Origin of the sequence: Paenibacillus ihuae, assembly GCF_001368795.1 — a bacterium.
Lineage (GTDB): Bacteria > Bacillota > Bacilli > Paenibacillales > Paenibacillaceae > Paenibacillus_AQ > Paenibacillus_AQ ihuae.
Genome location: NZ_LN831199.1, coordinates 413,839 through 435,167 on the forward strand (window position 1 = coordinate 413,839; position 21,329 = coordinate 435,167).

The following is a 21,329-nucleotide window of genomic DNA, read 5'->3' on the forward strand; positions in this document are numbered from 1 at the left end:
ATGTCGTGCGGATTCCTGATCCGCAGGATGGAAGATCAAGCTATTTTCAGATTACGGAGTTTGGGGCGCAGACCCTGGCCAATGCCCGGCGGCTCCGCCTGCAGCGGTATGAGGAGATTTTCGAAGATTGGTCACCTGAGGAATGCCAAACGTTCCGCACGTTGCTGGCCAAACTTAACCGTAAGCTGACGGAGTAGCATCCCCCCCCTTAAAAGGATTGACGAAAGTAGATCCAGCTGGTAGATTAGATTAAATTAATCATACGGTTCGACTCGGAATTACATTTTAGCCAAAGGGGCTGATCCCTATTAACTTTGTTTTCTTTTCCCCTCATTTCCCTAAGAACAGTGCTGATTTCTGTACCCAGCTGCAGCGCCAGGGGGTCATCGTACTCGGGATTGGTGACGCCGAATATGCCCATTTAGAGGACAAGCTGCAGCTCGCGCTTACGGAATATTACAAGGTCTCTGATCTGGAAAATTATGAGGAGATTCTGCGGGCCGTCGGCTATTTCACCCATAAATACGGCAAAATCGACCGCTTCGAGTCGCTGAACGAATACTGGCTGGAGCAGGACGCAAATATCCGGACCGATTTCAACATTTACGGCACGAAGAACGATTTCGTCGCTAACCTGAAACAGAAGTCCAAGATGAAAGAGTTTTTCCGCAAAAGCGGGGTAAGCACCGTCCAGTTTTCTACCGGAACTACCCGCGACAGTGTAGACGAATTCATCCGCAGTGCCGGATTCCCGCTGGTGGTGAAGCCGGACCTCGGTTCCGGAGCCAGCAATACTTACAAAATCAGCAATGAGGAAGAGCTGCAGCTTTTTTTTGATACGAAGCCTGCGGATGTCTCCTTCATTATTGAGGAATTCATTGACGGGGTGATTCTCACCTATGACGGGCTGGTGGATATTAACGGGGAAGTGCGGTTTGCCGTCAGCCATCTGTTCGAGAACAGCGTCATGGAAGTGGTCAACACCGATAACCATCTCTATTATTTCTGCCTGAAGGAGATCAGTCCTGAGGTCGAGGAGGCCGGACGGAGTATCCTGAAGGCTTTTGACATCCGGGAGCGGTTCTTCCATATCGAACTGTTCAAGTCGAATAAGGACGGCCGGATCATCGCGCTAGAGGTGAATATGCGTCCGCCCGGCGCGTGGATGACCGATGCCATTAACTTCTCATATGATATCGATGTGTATAAAGAATGGGCGGGTATGATCGCAAATAATGAGGTCGGCGGCCCTTATGAAGGCAAATATTATACCGGCTATGCCAGCCGCAAGCAGCACAAGCCTTACACGCACAGCCATGAAGACATCTACCGCACCTACGGCGCGAAGATTGTGAATTACGCCGAGATCGAAGAGGTATTCAGCAGAGCGATGGGCAACAGCGCCTACCAGTTCCGTTCTCCATCCTTAGAAGATGTCAGGGAAATCGTAAGGTATATACAACAAGTAGAGGGATAGGATGTGTTAATGGATGAAGACAAGCTACCGCAAGGAATACAGCCGTCACCTGCAGAGGGACATGGAGTATAAAGTATACGGCCACGCCGGCAAACCGATGCTTGTCTTCCCCACCTCGCTCGGCAGATTCTATCAATACGAGGATTCCGGGATGATTGAAACGCTCTCCGGGTTCATCGAGGCCGGTAAGCTGCAGATCTGGGCCTGCGACAGCATCGACGAAGAGACCTTTTTCTCCACCCACTGGAACCATGAGGACAAGGCCATCCGGCATGAACAGTACGACAAGTACATTACGCAGGAGCTGATTCCCGGCATTCTTCATGAGAGCAAAGGGAACAATGGCGGGGACGACCAGAAAATCCTTATTTCCGGCTGCTCCATGGGCGCGTACTACAGCGCCGGCTTCTTTTTCCGTTATCCGCAGTTTTTCGATACCTTAATCGCCCTGAGCGGCGTCTATTCCACCTATTATTTCTTCGGGGACTATATGAGCGAGAACGTCTACTTCAATTCTCCGCTCCACTACCTGCCCGGCCTGAATGATGAGCATTATCTGGGTCAATACCGCAGCAGCCAGATCATCCTCTGTGTCGGACAAGGAGCCTATGAAGACGAGATGCTTCATGAGACCCGTCTGCTCCAGGACCTGCTGCAGCGCAAGGGCATTCCTGCACGAATTGACTATTGGGGCCATGATGTGAACCATGACTGGCCTTGGTGGAACAAGCAGATTCATTATTATGTCAGCAGCTGCCTGTAATATCCGCCTATCTATATAGCAAAAAGCCCCGGGTTAACGTGCTTATCCCGGGGCTTCCTTGTGTTCCGTTATTCCGGCAGATGCTCTTTGCAGAACTGAGCCAGCTCAGCTTCCTCGTCCTCTTCCAGATCAAACTCCAGCAGCTTGCCGGTCGCCGTTTCCAGCAGATCGCAAGAGACTACCTTAACGTCTCCTTCTTCGACTTTGATCACTGCCCGGGCAGATACGCCGTTCTCTTCGTATAACTCGTCCTCTTCCGGCACATCCAGATTGACGACGAACTCATATCGTTTGCCGCTCAGAATACCAAAAGGGTCTTTAATATTCTCGGCGGTGTAACTCGTAAATGTCAGCACTGCGCATTCCTCTTTTCCTGAATCTCTGCTGAGGCTATTGTATCACAAAATCAGGAACCGGCAAGGATGCCCGGACAGAGCAGCTTCAGCTTACCCGACCACCGCTGTGTCCGCTTTGGTCTTCTTGATCTGCTTGCTGCGCAGCTGGCCGCAGGCGGCGTCGATATCCACACCATGCTCCAGCCGGGTGCTGACGCTGACGCCCTGCTTCTTCAAGGTGTCAAAAAAGGCCCGCACCGTCTCCCGCTCCGTCCGCTGGTATTGGCTGTGCTCATCCACCGGGTTATACGGAATCAGGTTCACATTAACCAGCTGCCGGCGGTCGCCGATCAGTTCGGCCAGCTCCAGGGCATGCTCCTGGCGGTCATTGATATCCTTCAGCAGAATATACTCCAGCGTAATCCGCCGGTTCGTCTTCTCCAGATAGTAATCAATCGCCGGCATTAGTTTCTCTATAGGAATCGCGCGGTTGATCTTCATGATCCGGGTCCGCAGCTCATTATTCGGCGCATGTAAAGAAATCGCGAGGTTCACCTGCATATTGGCATCGGCGAATTCTCTGATTTTGTCGGCCAGACCGCTCGTGGAGACGGTGATGCCTTTGCCCGCAATCGCCAGCCCTTTATGATCCTTGACCGTGGTCAGGAAGTTCAGCAGGTGCGTAAAATTATCGAACGGCTCGCCGATGCCCATTACCACGACATGGCTGACCCGTTGTCCAAGCCCGGCCTGGTCCAGATGCTGCTGGACCTTCATAATCTGCTCCACAATCTCTCCGCTCGACAGGTCACGGCTCTTCGCCAAAAGCCCGCTGGCACAGAAGCTGCAGCCAATATTACAGCCGACCTGAGTGGTCACGCAGACAGACAGGCCATACTTCTGGCGCATCAGTACAGTTTCAATCAAGTTGCCGTCATTCAGGCGGAACAGGAACTTAATCGTGCCGTCGGCCGATTCCTGCTTCACATGCTCTTCCATCGTCTGAAACACAAAATGCTCCGCCAGCAGCCGGACGCAGTCTTGATTCATCTCCGACATACCTTCAAAGCCGGTGACCCGCTTGCGGTACAGATACTCCCATACCTGTGAGGCGCGTGACTTCTTATGCCCGTGCTCCAGCAGCCATGACGCCAGTTGCTCCAGAGTTAATCCATAAATGGATTGTTTATTCATTATTTATCCTCTTTTCAAAACATTAAAGTTCAGTCTATAATACTCATTCTCTCAAATTTATTTTATTAAAACAAGGGGAATTACCGCCTGCGGCCCCGGTATATGACAATTTCAGGCCAACGTACAAAAAAGCGCACCCCCGCCAAGAGTACGCTCTTCCTGCTGATCTTATTTGAAAATGGCGAATTTCAGCCCTTTTTCCTTCAGGTAGGCAATGATTTCGGGCAGCACTTGAACCGTAATGCTCTTCTCATGCAGCAGATATATGCCGCCGGACGGTTCGGTATGATAGAAATAATTCAGAATCTTCTCCGGACTGTCCGCCTTCCAGTCCTCCGGATCACGGTTCCAGAGCAGCACCTTCAGGTGCTGTCTGCCGGCCTCTTCCGCCAGCTGCTGATTCACCGCTCCATAAGGAGGACGGAAGATCGTGACCGGGCCGGTAATCAGCTGCTCCAGCGACTGGCTCGCCCGCGCCAGATTATTCCGGTTCTCTTCCGCACTGTTAGCGGTCAGATCACTGTGGTCCCAGGAATGATTGCCGACCGGCATCCCGTGTTCATCCGCATAGCTGACTGCCTCCGGATAATGGCTGACATTCTGACCGATGAACAGAAAATTCGCCGCTACGCCTGCCTTCACGAGAATATCCACGAGCAGTTCCGTGTAACGCGACGGGCCGTCATCAAAGGATAGTGCGACATAGCCTTTTGGCAGGCTGTACTCACTGCTATCTCCGGTAAGCTCAATCTCCTCATAAGACAGCTTCGGCTGCTCAGGCGGCTCCACTGGTATCGGGCCTGCCTCCGTTTGTCTGCTCTGGAGAGCAGCCAGCCGGACGTCCGGAATATAAGCGGCCGGTGCACGCTCCTCCGCCCCCGGTCCAGCCGTTTCCGCGGACACATCCTGCTTCGCTTCCACACTGTTCGTAAACAGCTCCACCTCGCCATCCATACGCAGGAGGAACACCGCCAGCAGAAAGCTGAACACGAGGCCCCGCAGGAGGATGGGCCAACTCCACAGCGCTGTCCGTTCGCGCTTCTGCCGCGGAGGTGCTGCCGGAACAGTCACTTCAGCCACTTGCGGGGCTGGTTCGGCGGAAGGTGCCTCTTCAGGCTGATTAAGCAGAGACAGCAGCAATGTATAGCCTTCCGAACAGGCAAAATACAGCGTTTCGCTGAATGTCCGGTTCATTTTGACCAGGCTGCTGAAATGGGTTCCGCGAAACGGGTCCCACTTCGTGTAAAGCGACAGCCGTACTCTCTGCCCTTCAAAAGGGCCTAATGCAAGGAGTTGCAGATATGTATATTCATCGATGCTTATCATTTGTCTCTTATGTGATCCGCCGCTGCGGGTAAGACCTACCTCCATCTGACAGCCATCCGGGCTGTGCTCAAGCGACAATAGCTCAACCATCAGAGTGGCGCTTATGTCATGAACCGGCATAGGCTCTAGGTATCCCCGTTTCCTTCATTACGCTCTGCAGCGGGCATGCTGCCGCCAAAAGGAACCGTCATCCGGTTCGTGAAATCGCTGATCATGCTGGAGAGGTAGGCTTTCTCCTGCCGGACCGTTTCGTACTTCTGTCTTAAATGGCTGTTCTCCGTTTCCAGCCTTCCGATCTTTTCTTCCAGCTCGTTCATCTTCTTCAGCTTTTCCGCATGGGCTTCGTTATGCTTCTGCACCAGATTGGCGTACTTTTGCTGCTCCAGATCAATCGTGCTCTTCAGTTCATCCATTTCGCCTGACAAGGATGCATGCAGCTCGCGGTAGTCCTCGAGCACCTGGTCGACCTTAAGATTCCTCTCCACCAGCTTCTGCTCAAGCTCCATAATGTTCTTTTCCCGGTCCTCAATCACCTTATTCAGGTTCTTCAGATCCTTATTCAGCCGCTCCACATGTCCGCTGGAATGGGTCAGCCGGTCCTGCAGCTCATGATTATTGGTCTCGGCATGCGCTCTGGCCTGGATCATCTGCTCCACGGCAAAGATCAGATCGAGCGATTTCTTGTCCAGCTGCGCCTTGCCTGTTGAGATCAGGCTGGCCGGGCTCTCATTCTTCTCATAGCTGTCCACGTCTTCCGGAGGGGCTTCCTCCACTTGCATCTTTGGAACCATGCCCGGCCTCAGCGTTTTATCCACCGCATCTCTTTTTTTGAAAAAAGGAGCAGCCATCTATAAATCACCTCATTATAATGTCAAAAAATGTCGAGCATATACGAGATTATTATAGATGATTTGCCCGGTGTATAAGTGAGCCTTAATGTCTAACTTTGTTAAATATATCCTAAGGCCCAGTTTATCTGTGAAGGAAGGATTACCCAAGCCTTTGGAACGATTTATGAACACAAACACAGCAAAAAGCGCAGCCCCAAAGGACTACGCTTATGCATCGACAGCTTATTTATACAGTACTTTCTCTACATTGTATTTCGCCTTGAGCTTGTTCACGATGTACGTTTCATAAATCTCCCGGTCTACCGGATCTTCGACGATGCAGACTTCAATCTTGGTGACCTCTTCGCGGTGCCCCTTCATTACCGATACAGTGTCTTCGAAATGCTTTTTGATCCGGGGTCTAAGCTTTCTGGCTTTGCCCACAAACAGCAGCTCATCCTGATCATTGTAGAACATGAAGATGCCGCCTGCTTCCCGTGTGATCAGGTGAAAGTCCGTAAACCCGTAAATATGGCTTAGTTCAGGATTCTCCTGTTTGAATATGGTTACATCCGGTGCAGGAATTGTAATGCTGATCATTCGTGCTCACTTCCCTCTTATATATAGAAATAAATAGTATCACAGATCAATGGGCCTGACTATTTCTATCTTCCGCCGGAAAGGTTGTTTTTAGTCCCCGGTTCACAAAGATTTCGCCTGCCTCCCGGGCGAGACGGAATGCATAACGTGCTCCACACCTGTCACGGCTGATGATGGAAGGGACAAGATGCTGCTCATCAATAGCTCAATCATAGTAACTCCTGCCGGATTAAGCAAGAATCAGGGCGGACGGCACCCGGACTTATCTTTAATTCACCACAAATGCAGCTGCAATCAAGGAAAAGACAGAGCAGCTGTTGAATATAGAACCTTGAGTCTTCCTGTTAAAATAGGGAAGAGACCGGCTCGGAAGCCCAGTATAGGAGGAATTTGCAGTGAGTACGATTATTCAGTTTCCTGAAGATTTTGTCTGGGGGGTCTCCACCTCTGCCTATCAGATTGAAGGCTCCCTGGACAAGGATGGGCGCGGGCCAAGCATATGGGACGAGCTCGCCGCCATTCCAGGCCGTATTTATAACGGCGATGATGCCAGTGTGGCCTGCGACAGCTATGAGCGCTACGAGGAGGATATCCGGCTGATGAAAGAGCTGGGCGTCAAAGCCTACCGCTTCTCCGTCTCCTGGCCGCGCATTTATCCGACCGGCAGCGGTGAAGTGAATCCGAAAGGGATAGCGTATTACAAAAAACTCGTCACAGCGCTGCTCGATTGCGGCATTGAGCCCTTCTGCACGCTCTACCACCGGGAGCTGCCGCAGGCGTTGCAGGAGCAGGGCGGCTGGGAGAACCGGAATACCATCGATGCTTTTGTCCAGTTTGCCGAAACCATGTTCCGGGAATTCGACGGCTTGATCAAGCACTGGATTACGTTCAACGAGCCTTGGTGCATCGCCATTAACGGCCATCTGCTGGGCAGACATGCGCCGGGTATCCAGAGCTGGCAGTCGGCCATCCAGGTCGCTCACCATGTCCTGGTAGCGCACGGGGCTACAGTACGCAAGTTCCGGGAACTCGGTACGGCAGGTGTCATCGGCTATGCGCCGGACATTTACTGGTACGAGCCGTTCTCGCAGAAGCAGGAGGATGTGGACGCGGCCTACCGTGCTTTCTCCATCTATACCTGGTTTGTAACGCCGGTCTTTGCCGGCAAATATCCCGGAGCCATGGCGGAATGGTTCAAGACCAAAGGCGCTGAGCCGGTGATTGAAGCAGGAGATATGGGGCTTATTTCGCAAAAGCTTGATTTCCTGGGCCTGAATTTCTACGGCGGCAACATCGTGCGGCACAAAGCGGGGAATAACTATCTGGACCTTGAGCATGTGGACATCGGCTATGACAAGTCCGACAAGGGCTGGTTTATTTTCCCGGATGGGCTGTATTTGACCCTAAACTGGCTAAAAGAGCTGTGCGGCCCGCTGCCGATCTATATTACCGAAAATGGCGCCTGCTACAATGACGAGGTCATTGACGGACGGGTGCCGGATGAGCGGAGAATCCGCTTTTTGCAGAGCCATATTACCGAGCTGGGCCGGGCCATCGACTCCGGGGTCAACGTTAAGGGTTATCTTACCTGGTCACTGATGGACAACTTCGAGTGGGCGTTCGGCTACTCCTGCCGCTTCGGACTGGTGCATGTCGATTTCCGCACACAGAAACGGACGCCGAAAGAAAGCTATTACTGGTACCAGAAGCTGATCCGCAAAAACTGGCTGGAAATCGAGAGCAGATAGGAGCGTGAACCATGAGTAAATTCGGAATGTATGCAAAATTCACCGCCAAACCGGGCCAGCGCGATGCCCTGGCGGCCATTCTGCTGGAAAGTGCAGCTGCTGCCGAGACTATAGACGAATGTGAGCTGTACATTATCAATATCTCCGATAATGAGCCCGATATCCTCTGGGTAACAGAGGTGTGGAGCAGCCCGGAGGCCCATGCAGCCTCACTCACCCTTGAAGACACCCAAGCCGCGATACGGCGCGCCATACCGCTGATTGCCGGTATCGAGTCTACGAAGATCAAGCCGGTAGGCGGCAAAGGGCTGGTATTCCGCTAAAGCCGGAATAAGCCTGGCTGCCTGGCTATTCGCTGTCTAATTCGGCCAGCCGGGCCATAATTCTCCGTTTACGGTAGAGCATCTGTGCCGCTTCCGCCACATCCTCCAGTGCCTTACGGTTGATGAATGCGCCAAAAAACATCCCGGCCACCGGAACAGTCTGCAGCAGCTTCTTCCAGCCCCAGTTGTCGCGGTAGACAGTGATCACCTCGCGCCAGCCCTGGATGGAGGAGACGGCGGCGTTTGCACCGGCTGTAATATCACCGTCGCCTCCGGCCTGCAAATTCAGCTCTCGGAGGATCGTCCGCTTACCCACGATGTCTGAAGATGCAAACTGCATCACCTTCACTGTAAAGATCCGCTCGGCTTTATCTGTTGGATTATATCCGTAGCATAACCCGATCTCCTGAATGACCTTCAGCGACAGGCCCAGAATAGCAGGAATATCGGCAGCGAGCGTGAACACACCGCCGAAGCCTGTGGTCGCTCCCTGCGCCGTTGCAACATTGCGGCTGCTCTGACTAAGCCTCTGTGCAGCGGCATCCATAACGGCCAGCGGGAACGGACCTTTCTCCGGGGCTCCCGCAGCCTTGCTTGCAGCTTCCATCAGCAGTCCCACCTTGCGGCCGGCCACCAGATAGTTGCCCCCGTTCTGAATATAGCTGCCCAGCTCGTCCAGCAGCTTGCCCACCTTCTCGTGAATCACCTTCGGGGTGACCTTGTCGAGCAGTTTGAACGGCAGCCGGGTGATCCGGTCCCAGATCATCAGCTTGTTCTGTTCCTTCTCCCACCTGGCAATTCCGGCAAGCGCAGCCTGCAGCTCCTCCCGTGTTTCCAGATGTGCGAATGGTTCCGCGGATTCTCGCATATAATCGCCTCCTCATATCTCTTACATTTATAACCCGAAATGGGGGGTTTGAATGCGGTTGTCCGCGTTTAGCTCAGGATTTAACCACAGGAAAAAGGCATTCCCGGCCATTGCCGGAAACGCCGAGACCTTGCTGCCTATGAGTAGCCTAGTCTTCGAATCGGTATGCTTGCTCTTGCAGGCCGGCCAATCTTTCTTTTTCGTCAGCCAGCCGTTCCTCGGTCAGCTCCACACCGTGTCTGCCGACAGAGCCCTCCGGGGCATGCCGTACAGCTTCCTCGGCATGCTCCAGACTATTCTCTGCCTGGGTAAGGGTCTGCTCGTTCGGATGGCTCAGCGCCTGGGATACGGCATTATGCAGCTTCGTTACCGAGTCCTGCGCCTGATCCACTGTACTATTCGTGCGCAGACTGGATTCATAATGTTTCATACTAAGAACACTCCCCCTTCTCACGCTTTCGTTCCCCATTAGCATGGATAGGGAGAGCCTTTCTTATGCACCGGGGCTTTGGGCAGGCGCCATTATACCAGGAACATAGCGACCACTGTCATCGCCGCGAGACCCAGCAGGACCGGCTTCAGGTTGCGCCGGGCCAGTTCGAACGGGCTGACGCCGCAAATGGCGGCAGCCGGAATGAGTGCCCACGGAATCAGTGTGCCGCCGCCAACCCAGATGGCGGTCACCTGGCCAAGGGCAGTCAGCGTTGCGGCGCCGGAGTGAATCGCCGCCGCAAACATCTGGGCAATCGAGCCGGCCAGCGAGATGCCCGAGAAGCCGGAGCCGTCAAGACCGGTGATCGCCCCGATCACCGTCAGCGTTACGGCTCCTACCGCGCCATTAAGCGGCACATGGTCCGCCAGGGCGACGCCCAGGTCGTTCACGATGCCGTGGGAGCCGGCCGGCAGCGTGCTGCCGAACAGTTCGGTAAAGGCCGAATCGCCGAGATAAAAGAAGGCGGCAATTGGAATCACCGGCCCGAACACCTTGAAGCCGAACACAAACCCTTCGATCAGATAAGAGGTAACTTTCTCCAGGCCCTGATTCCGGTGGGCCAGCAGCGTAATGACAATAAGAATGAACACAGCTGTTCCGCCGACAAGGGCAGTCGCATCGCCGCCCTGCAGGTTAAGGGCGAACATCGCCGCCAGATCCAGCAGGAACAGCAGCGGAATGGCGATTGCCAGCCCTTTTCTAAGATTCGTGCTCATGAACACCGGTGCTGTATCTTCCGCCTCAGCTGCTGTAAGCGGGCCTGCTCCGCCTTTGAAGGATACGAGTCCGTCTCTCCAGGTCCCGTTCTTCTGATCCCTGCGCATCATCCAGAAGGCGGAGACCGTAGTCACCAGCCCCATAACAATAACCAGCGGGATGCTTGCCTCCATCACACTAGATACCGGAAGACCGGCGGCATCCGCCGTCAGCTTCGGAGCTCCCTGGATAATATAATCACCGGATAACGCGATGCCGTGGCCGAACAGGTTCATTGCCATCGCCGCGCCAAGTGCGGGCAGGCCAACCCGCAGCGCCACCGGCAGCAGTACGGCACCAACCAGTGCAACTGCAGGCGAAGGCCAGAAGAAGAGCGAGGTCACCATCATAATCAGCCCGATGCCCCAGTAGGCCATCGCCGGGGTACGCAGGAAGCGGGTAAGCGGAGCGACCATCGCCTCATTGATGCCTGTGATAATCAGAATCCGGCTCATCGCCACAATAATGGAGATAATCATAATGGTGCCCAGCAGCTCTTTGGTTGCATAGACAAAGGAGTTGAAGATCCCCGACACCGAACCGCTGAGCGTTTCTGTAGCCAGCAGCCCGAGGGCGAAGATCCCGGCCACACAGATCATGGTCGTATCACGCCGCCGGATCAGCAGCGCCAGGATGAACACAATAAAGGTCAGATATACATAGTGGATCGCACCTAAATGGATGTCCATTATAGATAGCGCCTCCTTTCCTTTATAGCAAGATGGTGCTATATGCTATGCAGCGGGCTGGGCGTTTGTTCGCTGGTTCCGGCAGGAAATTACAGTATCCGCCAGCTTCATGAAAGGCATTATCGGCTGGAGCCAGCGGACAGCAAAAGCCACTCCGGTAAGCCGGAGCGGCTTTTTCTTTTAACTCATCCTGTAGAATGTCCTTAACGGCAATCCACCTTGCTAATGCATTGACGTACAGCCTGCAGCACCACATCCGGATCGGACATCTGCGGAAAATGTCCGCTTTGGGGAGCCAGTATATGCTGGCTCTGCGGGCTCAGCTGCAAGAAGTCCAGTTGATTTGCCGTTCTTAACTGATAGGCATGCTCCGGCATCATAGGCGGTTTTTTGCCTCCGGATACTACCACTAACGGAACAGCCGGAAACGGGCCTGCCTGCTCGATTTGCTTAACGGTCTCTTCTACAAAGTGAGTCTCGTTCCACTTTTTGTGCGAAGAGAGGGTGTCTAATTTCTGAAACAGCCGATTGATTGCCCGGATCCATCCGGGCTGTGTCTCATTGATGGCCAGATCCTTGGGGTGGCTGGATTCTAGTAATACGACTCCTGCAATTTCTTCGGGGTATCTCCTGGCAAACAGATTGGCATATAACCCGCCTAGCGAATGCCCCACCAGAATATAAGGAGGACGGAGGGCTGCTTCCTGAAGCAGCTGCCTAAGTGAGGACACGATGGCCTCACCGTGTTGAGGACTTGTCGGCTTATCGCTCCCTCCAACACCAAACCGGTTATATGCGAAGATTTCAACCTCTTCCGCCAATGTAGGATACACTTTGTACCACCCCTCCACAGGTCCGCTGCCTCCATTGATCAGAATAACGGCAGGTAAGCCTTCACCGGATTTTGCATATTCCAGGTTTCCGGATGCGGTGTGAATTTTTTGCTTAACGATAGGTTTCATAGTACCCTCACTTTATTGTTGAGTTATCGTTCCTGATACGCTATCGCCGCGAATGGGTTGCAGGCCACCCCTGAAGGAGGGCGGAATAACAATAGTTTTGCCCCCGTGCTGTTGTGCGGATACCTGGAAATGGATATGCGGCTCCGAAGAATTCCCGGAGTTGCCGCAAAGCCCGATGAGCTGGCCTGCCTTAACGTTATCTCCCGCCTTAACCTGGACGGAGCCCTTCTTAAGATGCGCGATCGTGCTATATTCTCCATTGGCATGCTGAAGGGTTACCGAATTGCCTGCAGGCTGCTGTTCATTCATCATCCCTACCGGCTCATTATCTATGATGCCATCCACAGCCTGAACCACTACACCGTCTGCCGGGGCAAACACTTTCCCGCCAAAAGCGTAATAACTGCTGTTGAGCTTGGGATTTCCTTCGTAGGTATAGCCGTTCTTTTCTTTTACTAGATCATAAGCATAGCGATTGTGCTCGTACTCATAGTGATAGTTGACGAAGATATCATTTCCGCCCCAAAAGACAAGCCAGTCTCCTTCAAAAGGGAGATCAAAGACAGTCTTGGAGTAAGCTTCGTCTGTTTCCGGATACTTGGAGTGGTTGTTGATTTGCATTCCGGAGATGAGCCCTTTCCCGTCGATCGTAGCCGTCAGCCCCTTATCCCCTGAAGGGTCGCTCCATACCCATGACTCGTACCCGTTGATCCGCAAGTCCGATGTGAGCTGGAAGGAATCAATGCCCTCTACAAATTGCTGACCCATGGAACGGAATTCCTCAAGCATGACTAAATTCTTCATTTCCTCACTGAACTGCAGGTAGAGCCGTTCATATTCACCGGCAAGAATCATCGCTGCAATATCCGCTCCCCCAATTCGCTTCTTGTCATTAGTTATTTCTTTTGGCGTGTTCATGGTATCAGCCTCCCGACCGGTTTCATTTTTGGCCGCACAGCCTGTAACAAACAGGAGCGCAGTTAGGATGGTAAGACTATAAATCAAGGCTCCCCTCTTCCATGTAGGCACCCGGTTGTCCCCCCCCTGCTTAATTGGTTATACCCAGAATAACAAACGAGTCTTACCATCCGATTAAGCAGATCTTACCTCTTCATAAACTATTCTTGCGTTATAAGCTTAAAAATTAAGCTTTTGGTAAGGTTGTGTTATCCGTGAGGTAATGCAGACGTGATACAATGGAAGAAATTTCTTGGATGGGAGGATGAACCGTGAAGGATGCCAGGATACTGATAGTTGATGATGAACGTGCGATTGTAGAGATGATGGTAACCGTGCTCCGGAAAGAGGGGTTTTCCCATATCGACACAGTCTTCGATGGAGAAGCAGCGCTTGCGGCCTGTGCACATACAATCTATGATCTTGTGCTGCTTGACGTAACGATGCCTGGAGCCAGCGGCCTTGAGATTTGTCCCTTCATTCGCCGTACCACCAATGCTCCCATTTTATTTCTGACGGCCAGAACTTCAGATTTCGACAAGCTCTCAGGGTTTGCTGTAGGGGGAGATGATTACATAACGAAACCGTTTAACCCGCTGGAGGTCGTGGCCAGGATCAGCGCACAGCTGCGCAGATATATGCAGGCTAAACCGCAAGAGCCCTTCTCTGTGCGCATTTATGATTTTGGCCGTTTTCAATTGAACGAATCCGAAGCAACGCTGACGGTAGAGGGACAGATTGCCCATTGTCCGGCACAGGTATATCAGTTACTGCTGTTCTTGTGCAGACATCCTAACCGTATATTCAGCAAGAGTGAACTGTTTGAGCGGGTATGGGGGGAGGAGCTCTACCATGATGACAATACTGTTATGGTTCATATTCACCGTATCCGTGAGAGAATAGAGATTCATCCCTCCAAGCCCCGGTATCTTGTGAATGTAAGAGGGATGGGATACAAGCTGGTTCTCCCCGGCAAGGAGGCGGGCAATGATTCGTAGACGGTTAGCGGTACGGTTCGCTGTTCAAATGGCCATAGCCGGGGCAGTTTTGGTGATCATCGCTGTTCTCGTTGTCCTATGGATGTTCGAAAGGCTTGAGGATATCGAAATCAGGCGCAATTTTGCACCGGCGGGGATATCTCGTCTGATCTCGGAAGCAGACATTGACGCTCAGGGGCTGATCGTGGATGCAGCCTTAATGCAAAGGCTGCAGGAAGACGGCGGCTGGCTGCAAAGTCTGGATCAGCAGGGCAGGGTACTTCAATCCTTTAATGCACCGAGTGACTTGCCCGCCCGCTATGTTCCCGGTCAGCTAATGGATTATTGGTTAGGCGACGAACCGTTTCCCTATACCTTAGGACTGTGGATTCAGGAGAAAGAGGGTATCGTATACACCTTGCTCTACGGTACACGGTCCCGGACGAAAGATCTGCTTCAGCGGATCATCGATGATGGCCAGATTCAGGGACATCAGATCCGCTTTTCCGGCAGCACAATAACGCAGCTGAAGCAAACAGCGGGCTGGGTGCAGGTTCTTGACCGTACTGGCAGGGAAACAGCGTCCTGGAGCAAACCCGGAGATACCCCTTCCTTGTATACGTTACAGGACTTGGCGCTTCAATCTGTGAACCAGACTCCCAGCGGTTTCCTGATAGATTCGCAATATGACAAGCGTTCCGGGCTGACCTGGGTTCTGCAATATCCGGCAGCACAAAGTACTGTAAGGGTATCACGCTATCCGGTACTGGAGTCAGAAGTGCAAGTGATGATTATCGGAATTGCTGCGTTTCTGCTTGCTGCATTCGTGGTTTTTATCCTGCTTTCTCTCTGGTATGCCAACCGGTTCGGTGCCCCGGTTCTCTATATTCTCGGCTGGATCCAAAAGCTGGGCAAAGGGGACTACAGCAGGCAGGAAGGTGTTACCAGCCGAAGGCGAAATCTAAGAGTCCGGTGGAAACGCGGATACCGCGTTTTTGGCGAGGTAATGGATTCGATTGATTCCCTTGCCGCCAAGCTTCGCGCAGCGAAGGATGCTGAAGAGCAGACCCAGAAATACAGGGAAGAGTGGATCGCCGGAGTTACCCATGATATGAAGACGCCGCTCGCTTCTATTCAAGGGTATGCGCATATGCTGGAAGCCGGTAAATACAGCTGGTCCGAGGAGGAAGTGCGGAGGTTTGCCTCAACGATATTGGAGAAGACGGCCTATATGAACAATCTAATCAATGATCTTGCTTTAACCTACAGGCTTAGAAATGGCGCTATCCCTGTTCCTGTGGAGGAGACGGATATCGCAGCCCTTTTATCCGGATCTGTGGCACGCACCCAAGAGCATCCTGCATTTGAAGACAGCAGGATCAGCTGCCTGCTGCCATCCACACCGATAACCGCAGCCGTATATCCACCCTGGTTCAACCGTGTAGTCGATAATATCGTCGCCAACAGCCTTCTTCACAATGCGCCGGGTACACGAATAGAGATTGAATTGACCGAGCTTCCGGGGAACGGCTTTCGTATAGAGTTCAAAGATAATGGCCAGGGAATGGATGATCAGACCCTTGCGGCCTTATTCGACCGATATTACCGCGGAACGAATACCGACAGCTCTACAGAAGGAAGCGGACTTGGAATGGCTGTAACAAAAGAACTGGTCCAGGCGATGGGTGGACAGATCGAAGTGGAGTCACAACGCGGCCAAGGTACGGTGATACGGCTGATCTTCTTCTAGGGCAGCTCATCAGTCTTACTGTCAGAATATCTGAAATACCGTTACATAGCGGCAAAGAAGGGGGGAGCCTGACGGCTCCCCCCTTCCTGTTTCTAACCAAAAGCGTACTACGTTTATTGTGTCAAAGCACCAGCCGCAGCATCCTCGCCGCCGAGACGCCCGGAGGTGAAGGAGTAGCCGATGCCGACACCGTTGCCGACATAAGTATCATTAAACAATACGCCTTCCGATTCCAGACCGACAGCGTACAGGCCCTTGATTGGCACCCGCTTGTCGTTCAGCACCTGGAACTTAGTGTTGACGAGCAATCCGCCAACTGAACCGAGATTGTTGATCTCGGCGATCACCGCGTAATAAGGGCCGCTCTCTCCCATCGGAAGCAGATATTCCTTGACTTTGCCGAACTCGGTATCCACGCCGGTCTTAGCCGCTTCCTGATATTTAGTGAAGGCATCAGTGAATACAGCGGCATCCATGCCGGCATTCTGGGCCAATTCTTCAATGGTGTTACCTTTGTATCCGTCTCCGTTAGCAACCATAGACTCGAATACTTTGTCCGCATCCTTCCAGGGATTGTCCAGGGTGAACTTATCGGCAAAGGCTGCATAGAATTCCGGCGGCATTCCCGGCAGAGCAGGTGCTTTTACCCCGTTCATTCCTTTCGCCTTAAGCGCATCGATTTGCGATTGTGAGACGATAACCAGATGATAGGCTCCGTTAAAAGCACTGGTATTGGCCGCTGCTACAGCTGTAAGTGTCGCCGCTTCATCTCTGAATCTCGCGCCGGAAGGACCGACGTTCATGAAGTTAGGCAGGTAGGTTGTCATCAGCGGATAGCTGGCCTCAAACGGCTCATACTCCGCTTTCAGCTTCTCCGTGGATCTGGCCAGGGTCTGATGCAGCATCTGTCCGCCGAAATTATCAGGAACCTTCGCGCCGGCATCCCATGACATCTGCAGGCCTTCCCCGATATTCTGGCCGAGGCCGCCGTTTACACCCTCGAAGCCGAAGGCTTCTTTGACCATTTCTTTGTTAGCGGCATAACCGCCGGTTGCCATCACAATGCTTTTGCCTGTAATTTCGAGGGTTGTGCCGTCCGCCTTCTCAGCCACTACTCCGGTTACTTCTCCGTTAGCGCCTGTAATCAGCTTCTTGGCAGTGGTTTCGGTAATGACCTGTCCCCCGCCCTTTTCCACCGATTCCGCCAGCATTGCCCGCAGCAGTTCTTGACGCGTATCGTAAGCCGGCAGCATATGCAGCTGTTCTCCGGCGAAATTAATGAAGGTCGTCGGATAGCCCTTTTTGGCCAGCCAGTCATAGGTATCTCCGGATTTGGTCACATACTGGCGGATTGCCGCCGCATCCACCCGCCAGTGGTTATTGACGATCCAGTCGGAGATTTCCTTCTCGACGCTGATTTTAAGCCCGCTGCTGACTGCAGCTGAAGAATTGTAGAACTTGCCCGCCCAGGACAGATTGCTTGCTCCGCCGATTGTAGCGGTCTTCTCAATAATGATAACCTTCGCGCCTTTATCCGCAGCCGATACAGCTGCCGACACGCCGGATGCTCCTGCTCCCACGACGACGACATCAGCCGAGAGCTGCTCCGTTTTACCTTCACCCGCCTTGGCGACTTCACGTGATTTGAAAGCCTCTACGTTACTGCCCGCCTGGTTGAGGGCATCTTCTACCGCAGCCAGAATGGCATTGCTGGACTCGGAAGCACCGCTAACCGCATCAACTGCGAGGGTCTGGCCGGCAATAATCTCGTCCTTGATCTTATTGATGGCCTCCACACCGATGCCTGCAGTTTCAGTCTGGCTGACGACCTTGATATCCGTAATAGTCTGCGCGGCATCCAGTGTAACCTCTACCTGGATTTTACCGTCTTTGCCGTCGGCCTCCGCCTTGTAAGTTCCCGCTTTAAAAGAAGCCGGTATCTCGCTGCTGTCCGCCGCCCCCTGCGTGGCCTCAGGCGACGCCGATGGCTGCTCTGAAGCCGCCGGTTCAGCGGAATTACCGCTGCAGCCGCTGATGACTGCCAGAATCATAACGAGACATAGCGGCAAAATGAACATTCTAGAAATGGTTTGCTTGCGCACTTCTATTTCCCCCCATATGGTTATTGGCAGACCGTTTTCTCTGCTATAGGCCGCCTGTATGCCACCGAGTGTAAACCTTGGTGCAGCACCAAGGTCAATGAAATAGTTGTGAATTTTTTCTCATAGTGAATCTGGAGAATACAGTCCGGGTTTGTTTAGACAGGAATGTTGATCTCCAAATAAGATTTGTTCTCCCCTTTAACTCGTTCCGTGAAAAGAATCTTGCCGTATATATCGCCGGTGACCGTATAACGGTGTTCCTCGGCGTAATCGAGCATAAACTGGAAGGCCTTCTGTTCGATATATTCTTCATCAGAAGCGACGATAACCGCAGAGATACAGGTGCCGGGCGGAAGATACTCCACGCTGTCGTTCAGGCATACCCCAAGCCGCTCCTGATCTTCTTCAAGCAGCGCCAGACCCCAGCTGTAATCAAACTCCCCGTCACTGCTGAATCCGGCCGTGTTCCGGGTGCGGAAGGAATAGAAGGTGAACGGCAGCAGCTCCATCCATGCTTGCACTGTTCTTTTCAGGCATTCCTTCTGCAGCAGATGATTTTTGTTCGTCTGCCGGATCCGGTACATACCCGGCATCTGCTTAATCCGGCACTTGTAGAAGGATTCGCCGATGACCTTTAGCTCCTTATGGATGTCATTGATTTTGTCCAGCAGCATCGTGCTCCGCCGGATCTCCGCTTCTAATTGCAGCTGTGCGGCGGCAATGGATTCCACTACCCGCTCCGCCGGCGCTTCGTTGATCAGCTCCGCCACATCCTGAAGGGGAATCTGCATACTGCGGTACCAGCGGCTCGACAGCAGATTCCGGGCATCCAAATCATCGAAGTAACGATAATTGTTGTGATGATCCTTCATTGGCCTGACAATATCATGCTTCTCATAAAGCCGCAGCGTATCCGCTGTGATTCCAAGAATTGATGCGAACTCCCCGATAGAATATTTCATAAAAAAGCCCCCCAGCTCTAACGAAACTCATTATTTCATATACTTAATGATAATAGGTTCTGCCCGGGGCTTTTGTGGTCTTTATCACATGGCAGCTATTCAGCCCTCTCAGAACGAAGCCTTGTATTTTTCCAGTCGCCTGCAGCTGCAGCTCTCCTATATACTTAAATATATCAATGAACGCTATGCGCGGAGGTGACTCCCTATGAATCTAACGGAAAAAGTGCAAAGCCTTCCCCTAACGCCGGGTGTCTATCTGATGAAGGACAGCCTCGGCCACATCATTTATGTCGGCAAGGCGAAGCAGCTGCGGAAACGGGTGCAGTCTTATTTTTACAATAACAAAGGCCACTCTCCCAAGGTGGTGCAGCTCGTCCGCAACATCAGAGACCTTGAATACAGACTGACCGATACGGAGTTTGAGGCCTTCATGCTGGAATGCCAGCTGATCAAAGAAATCAAACCAATGTACAATAAAAAAATGAAAAATCCGCTGACCTACAGCTACATCTCTATCCGCGCGGATAGGACCGGGCGCCGCCAGATTGAAGTGGGCTATGATCCCGGCCCTCACGGACAGCAGCTGCATTTCGGTCCCTATACGAGCAGGAGCACTGTCGAGCGGGCGGTACAGGGGATCAAAGAAAGCCAGCGGATTCTCTGCAGCAGCCCGCACACCGGGCATTCGCTCTGCCTCAACCACTCGCTTGGCCTCTGTATCGGAATGTGCGGCGGCGGAGAAGCACTGGATACCTATAATACAATTATGGACCGGATTATCGCTCTTCTGGACGGAAGTGACAGGGGGATACTTAACGACCTGGAACAGCGTATGGACGAGGCGGCAGAGCGGTTTGATTTCGAGGCGGCCGCCAAATACCGCGATTATGCAGGAGCGGTTCAGGCGCTGCTCCAGAAGGAGCAGGTCACCCGGTTCACCGGAGAGAACAAAAACATTGCGGTGCTGGAGCCGGTGGACGAGCATACCCTTAAACTGATCCTGATCAAAGGCGCAAGGATCCTCTTCCGTACCAAGCTGGATATAAGCCAGCCGGATATGGAACAGCTGCACAGCACAGTACTCGCGGCGATCACCGGGCATTTCGCTGCTGCATCCTCTGAGCTGGCCGCAGAGATCAGCCGCCATACGATTGATGAAGCCCAGATCATCTACAGCTATCTGAAGAGCAGCTCCGGCAGCTATCTGATTGTTCCTCAGGAATGGCTTGGCAAGAAGCCGGAGCCCTTGCTGGCGGAAGCTGTTCACAGACTTCTGGAAAATTCTATGTCTACTCTTTAAAGTTGGACGGCTCCTTAACGTACCACTCCGTCAAGCCACAGGTTGAACAGACATAGGGAACGAGTTCACTGGTTTTCTTGGCTGCAAATACTCTGTCCTGCTTTTTGATAGCAGAAAATTGCCCAACCGTATTTGTCGCTGTACATTCTATCAGCTTGACACCGCAATTCCGGCACATATGTATCATTTCAATCATCTCCTTCTATAATTTTCAAGATCTGATTCATATATCCGTATAGTGATGTTTGATATTGGTTATGGAATGCAGGGTCACCGTCTTTTTGACCGTTCCCTCTCCGATCAGATATACATTTTGCAGTTTCTGGACAAGCATCAACGTCAATATTTCACTACAGCTTGCTGTATGATGATTAACAAGTATAAATATTTTTTTAAAGCTATAGCCCTCACTATTGATTTTCCGGTGTATTACTTGCTTCTCTTTATAATTCAAGAGCAGCATGTCACATCTGGGAAGCAGTGGTCTGGCGATTTTCAGACAAGCATCCAATTTGCCGCCGCTGTTATTTCTGAGATCCAGGATCAAGTAAGTCATATGCTGGTACTTATGTAATAAACCTTCAATATCAATAGCCGACTCATCATTAAAATTAGTAAAAGAAATGTACAAAATATCATGCAGCTTGATATCAGACTTTACTGAATCGATTTTTTTTCTCTTCACAAATGATTTACCCGGGTAAAAATAATTAAATTGAGTATAAACTGAATCTGTAGTACTGCTCACAAACTCCTGAAAATCCAGATGAGAAACCTTTCGTTTGTTCAGCAGAGTATGCTTTTTCTCTTTATAAGCATCCTCCATTGCTAAGTTTAATTCTTTTTCTTCATACACCTCGACAAGCATTTTGACTAGCCGTTTGGGAATATAGCGATGTGGTCTGAGTGTAAGCATT

Annotated in this window: 21 protein-coding genes; 8 read left to right on the forward strand and 13 right to left on the reverse strand. The window is 52.1% G+C overall.

Annotation, left to right across the window (positions count from 1 at the left end):
• From AQR02_RS21475 to AQR02_RS21485, 3 genes are all read left to right on the forward strand, one after another.
• Positions 1 to 197, forward strand: a 197-nt coding sequence (locus tag AQR02_RS21475; RefSeq protein ID WP_425340021.1) for a MarR family winged helix-turn-helix transcriptional regulator, incomplete at its 5' end; no start/stop codon positions are given.
• Positions 198 to 652: 455 nt separating this feature from the next.
• Positions 653 to 1,477, forward strand: a complete 825-nt coding sequence (locus tag AQR02_RS21480; protein ID WP_245237660.1) for an ATP-grasp domain-containing protein — start codon at positions 653 to 655, stop codon at positions 1,475 to 1,477.
• A gap of 13 nt (positions 1,478 to 1,490) precedes the next feature.
• A complete protein-coding gene (locus AQR02_RS21485; RefSeq protein WP_054942464.1) occupies positions 1,491 to 2,240 on the forward strand; it encodes an esterase family protein in 750 nt (249 codons plus the stop codon).
• 68 nt (positions 2,241 to 2,308) lie between these two features.
• On the opposite strand, the gene AQR02_RS21490 is transcribed toward AQR02_RS21485, so the two are convergent.
• The 5 genes from AQR02_RS21490 to AQR02_RS21510 all read right to left on the reverse strand — a co-directional run bounded on the left by AQR02_RS21490 (position 2,309) and on the right by AQR02_RS21510 (position 6,525).
• Positions 2,309 to 2,596: a DUF6509 family protein gene (locus tag AQR02_RS21490; RefSeq protein ID WP_054942465.1), complete on the reverse strand. Its 288-nt coding sequence runs from the start codon at positions 2,594 to 2,596 to the stop codon at positions 2,309 to 2,311.
• 90 nt (positions 2,597 to 2,686) lie between these two features.
• Positions 2,687 to 3,769, reverse strand: coding sequence for a dual-specificity RNA methyltransferase RlmN (rlmN, locus tag AQR02_RS21495; protein WP_054942466.1), 1,083 nt, complete (start codon positions 3,767 to 3,769; stop codon positions 2,687 to 2,689).
• Positions 3,770 to 3,937: 168 nt separating this feature from the next.
• Positions 3,938 to 5,185, reverse strand: a complete 1,248-nt coding sequence (locus AQR02_RS21500; RefSeq protein WP_209444236.1) for a polysaccharide deacetylase family protein — start codon at positions 5,183 to 5,185, stop codon at positions 3,938 to 3,940.
• A gap of 35 nt (positions 5,186 to 5,220) precedes the next feature.
• Positions 5,221 to 5,910, reverse strand: coding sequence for a hypothetical protein (locus AQR02_RS21505; protein WP_245237661.1), 690 nt, complete (start codon positions 5,908 to 5,910; stop codon positions 5,221 to 5,223).
• A 258-nt stretch (positions 5,911 to 6,168) separates the two neighbouring features.
• Complete coding sequence (locus AQR02_RS21510) at positions 6,169 to 6,525, reverse strand: nucleotide excision repair endonuclease (RefSeq protein WP_054942469.1); 357 nt, start codon at positions 6,523 to 6,525, stop codon at positions 6,169 to 6,171.
• Between the two features lie 395 nt (positions 6,526 to 6,920).
• Here AQR02_RS21510 and AQR02_RS21515 point away from each other — a divergent pair, with 395 nt between their 5' ends.
• Positions 6,921 to 8,273 (forward strand): GH1 family beta-glucosidase, encoded by a 1,353-nt coding sequence (locus tag AQR02_RS21515; RefSeq protein WP_054942470.1) that lies wholly within the window; start codon positions 6,921 to 6,923, stop codon positions 8,271 to 8,273.
• Between the two features lie 11 nt (positions 8,274 to 8,284).
• Positions 8,285 to 8,596, forward strand: a complete 312-nt coding sequence (locus tag AQR02_RS21520; protein WP_054942471.1) for a putative quinol monooxygenase — start codon at positions 8,285 to 8,287, stop codon at positions 8,594 to 8,596.
• A 25-nt stretch (positions 8,597 to 8,621) separates the two neighbouring features.
• Here the strand turns inward: AQR02_RS21520 and AQR02_RS21525 are convergent, their stop codons facing one another.
• The 5 genes from AQR02_RS21525 to AQR02_RS21545 form a co-directional block, all read right to left on the reverse strand.
• A complete protein-coding gene (locus tag AQR02_RS21525; protein ID WP_054942472.1) occupies positions 8,622 to 9,464 on the reverse strand; it encodes an EcsC family protein in 843 nt (280 codons plus the stop codon).
• Between the two features lie 148 nt (positions 9,465 to 9,612).
• Positions 9,613 to 9,894: a hypothetical protein gene (locus tag AQR02_RS21530; RefSeq protein WP_054942473.1), complete on the reverse strand. Its 282-nt coding sequence runs from the start codon at positions 9,892 to 9,894 to the stop codon at positions 9,613 to 9,615.
• Positions 9,895 to 9,986: 92 nt separating this feature from the next.
• Positions 9,987 to 11,402, reverse strand: coding sequence for a hypothetical protein (locus tag AQR02_RS21535; RefSeq protein ID WP_054942474.1), 1,416 nt, complete (start codon positions 11,400 to 11,402; stop codon positions 9,987 to 9,989).
• A 203-nt stretch (positions 11,403 to 11,605) separates the two neighbouring features.
• Positions 11,606 to 12,364, reverse strand: coding sequence for an alpha/beta fold hydrolase (locus AQR02_RS21540; protein WP_054942475.1), 759 nt, complete (start codon positions 12,362 to 12,364; stop codon positions 11,606 to 11,608).
• A gap of 12 nt (positions 12,365 to 12,376) precedes the next feature.
• Positions 12,377 to 13,282: a M23 family metallopeptidase gene (locus AQR02_RS21545; protein ID WP_148449174.1), complete on the reverse strand. Its 906-nt coding sequence runs from the start codon at positions 13,280 to 13,282 to the stop codon at positions 12,377 to 12,379.
• Positions 13,283 to 13,593: 311 nt separating this feature from the next.
• Here AQR02_RS21545 and AQR02_RS21550 point away from each other — a divergent pair, with 311 nt between their 5' ends.
• Positions 13,594 to 14,319 (forward strand): response regulator transcription factor, encoded by a 726-nt coding sequence (locus AQR02_RS21550; protein ID WP_054942477.1) that lies wholly within the window; start codon positions 13,594 to 13,596, stop codon positions 14,317 to 14,319.
• Positions 14,309 to 16,048, forward strand: a complete 1,740-nt coding sequence (locus AQR02_RS21555) for a sensor histidine kinase (RefSeq protein WP_054942478.1) — start codon at positions 14,309 to 14,311, stop codon at positions 16,046 to 16,048. The genes AQR02_RS21550 and AQR02_RS21555 overlap by 11 nt, the downstream gene beginning before the upstream one ends.
• Before the next feature lie 113 nt (positions 16,049 to 16,161).
• Here the strand turns inward: AQR02_RS21555 and AQR02_RS21560 are convergent, their stop codons facing one another.
• Together AQR02_RS21560 and AQR02_RS21565 are read right to left on the reverse strand one after the other, a co-directional pair.
• A complete protein-coding gene (locus tag AQR02_RS21560) occupies positions 16,162 to 18,150 on the reverse strand; it encodes an FAD-dependent oxidoreductase (protein WP_054942479.1) in 1,989 nt (662 codons plus the stop codon).
• Positions 18,151 to 18,305: 155 nt separating this feature from the next.
• The gene (locus AQR02_RS21565; RefSeq protein ID WP_054942480.1) at positions 18,306 to 19,112 is read right to left on the reverse strand and encodes a MerR family transcriptional regulator; all 807 of its coding nucleotides are present in this window, start codon (positions 19,110 to 19,112) and stop codon (positions 18,306 to 18,308) included.
• A 205-nt stretch (positions 19,113 to 19,317) separates the two neighbouring features.
• Between AQR02_RS21565 and AQR02_RS21570 the strand changes: the two genes are divergently transcribed.
• Positions 19,318 to 20,412: a UvrB/UvrC motif-containing protein gene (locus AQR02_RS21570; RefSeq protein ID WP_054942481.1), complete on the forward strand. Its 1,095-nt coding sequence runs from the start codon at positions 19,318 to 19,320 to the stop codon at positions 20,410 to 20,412.
• Between the two features lie 223 nt (positions 20,413 to 20,635).
• Here the strand turns inward: AQR02_RS21570 and AQR02_RS21580 are convergent, their stop codons facing one another.
• A complete protein-coding gene (locus AQR02_RS21580) occupies positions 20,636 to 21,328 on the reverse strand; it encodes a S41 family peptidase (protein ID WP_054942483.1) in 693 nt (230 codons plus the stop codon).
• Position 21,329: the final 1 nt, after the last annotated feature.

Bases quoted from the DNA above. Each gene is read 5' to 3' on its own strand.
- AQR02_RS21480 (WP_245237660.1), top strand. From the start codon at position 653: ATGAAAGAGTTTTTCCGCAAAAGCGGGGTAAGCACCGTCCAGTTTTCT.
- AQR02_RS21485 (WP_054942464.1), top strand. From the start codon at position 1,491: ATGAAGACAAGCTACCGCAAGGAATACAGCCGTCACCTGCAGAGGGAC.
- rlmN (WP_054942466.1), bottom strand. From the start codon at position 3,769: ATGAATAAACAATCCATTTATGGATTAACTCTGGAGCAACTGGCGTCA.
- AQR02_RS21500 (WP_209444236.1), bottom strand. From the start codon at position 5,185: ATGGTTGAGCTATTGTCGCTTGAGCACAGCCCGGATGGCTGTCAGATG.
- AQR02_RS21510 (WP_054942469.1), bottom strand. From the start codon at position 6,525: ATGATCAGCATTACAATTCCTGCACCGGATGTAACCATATTCAAACAG.
- AQR02_RS21520 (WP_054942471.1), top strand. From the start codon at position 8,285: ATGAGTAAATTCGGAATGTATGCAAAATTCACCGCCAAACCGGGCCAG.
- AQR02_RS21525 (WP_054942472.1), bottom strand. From the start codon at position 9,464: ATGCGAGAATCCGCGGAACCATTCGCACATCTGGAAACACGGGAGGAG.
- AQR02_RS21530 (WP_054942473.1), bottom strand. From the start codon at position 9,894: ATGAAACATTATGAATCCAGTCTGCGCACGAATAGTACAGTGGATCAG.
- AQR02_RS21535 (WP_054942474.1), bottom strand. From the start codon at position 11,402: ATGGACATCCATTTAGGTGCGATCCACTATGTATATCTGACCTTTATT.
- AQR02_RS21540 (WP_054942475.1), bottom strand. From the start codon at position 12,364: ATGAAACCTATCGTTAAGCAAAAAATTCACACCGCATCCGGAAACCTG.
- AQR02_RS21545 (WP_148449174.1), bottom strand. From the start codon at position 13,282: ATGAACACGCCAAAAGAAATAACTAATGACAAGAAGCGAATTGGGGGA.
- AQR02_RS21555 (WP_054942478.1), top strand. From the start codon at position 14,309: ATGATTCGTAGACGGTTAGCGGTACGGTTCGCTGTTCAAATGGCCATA.
- AQR02_RS21565 (WP_054942480.1), bottom strand. From the start codon at position 19,112: ATGAAATATTCTATCGGGGAGTTCGCATCAATTCTTGGAATCACAGCG.
- AQR02_RS21570 (WP_054942481.1), top strand. From the start codon at position 19,318: ATGAATCTAACGGAAAAAGTGCAAAGCCTTCCCCTAACGCCGGGTGTC.
- AQR02_RS21580 (WP_054942483.1), bottom strand. From the start codon at position 21,328: ATGCTTACACTCAGACCACATCGCTATATTCCCAAACGGCTAGTCAAA.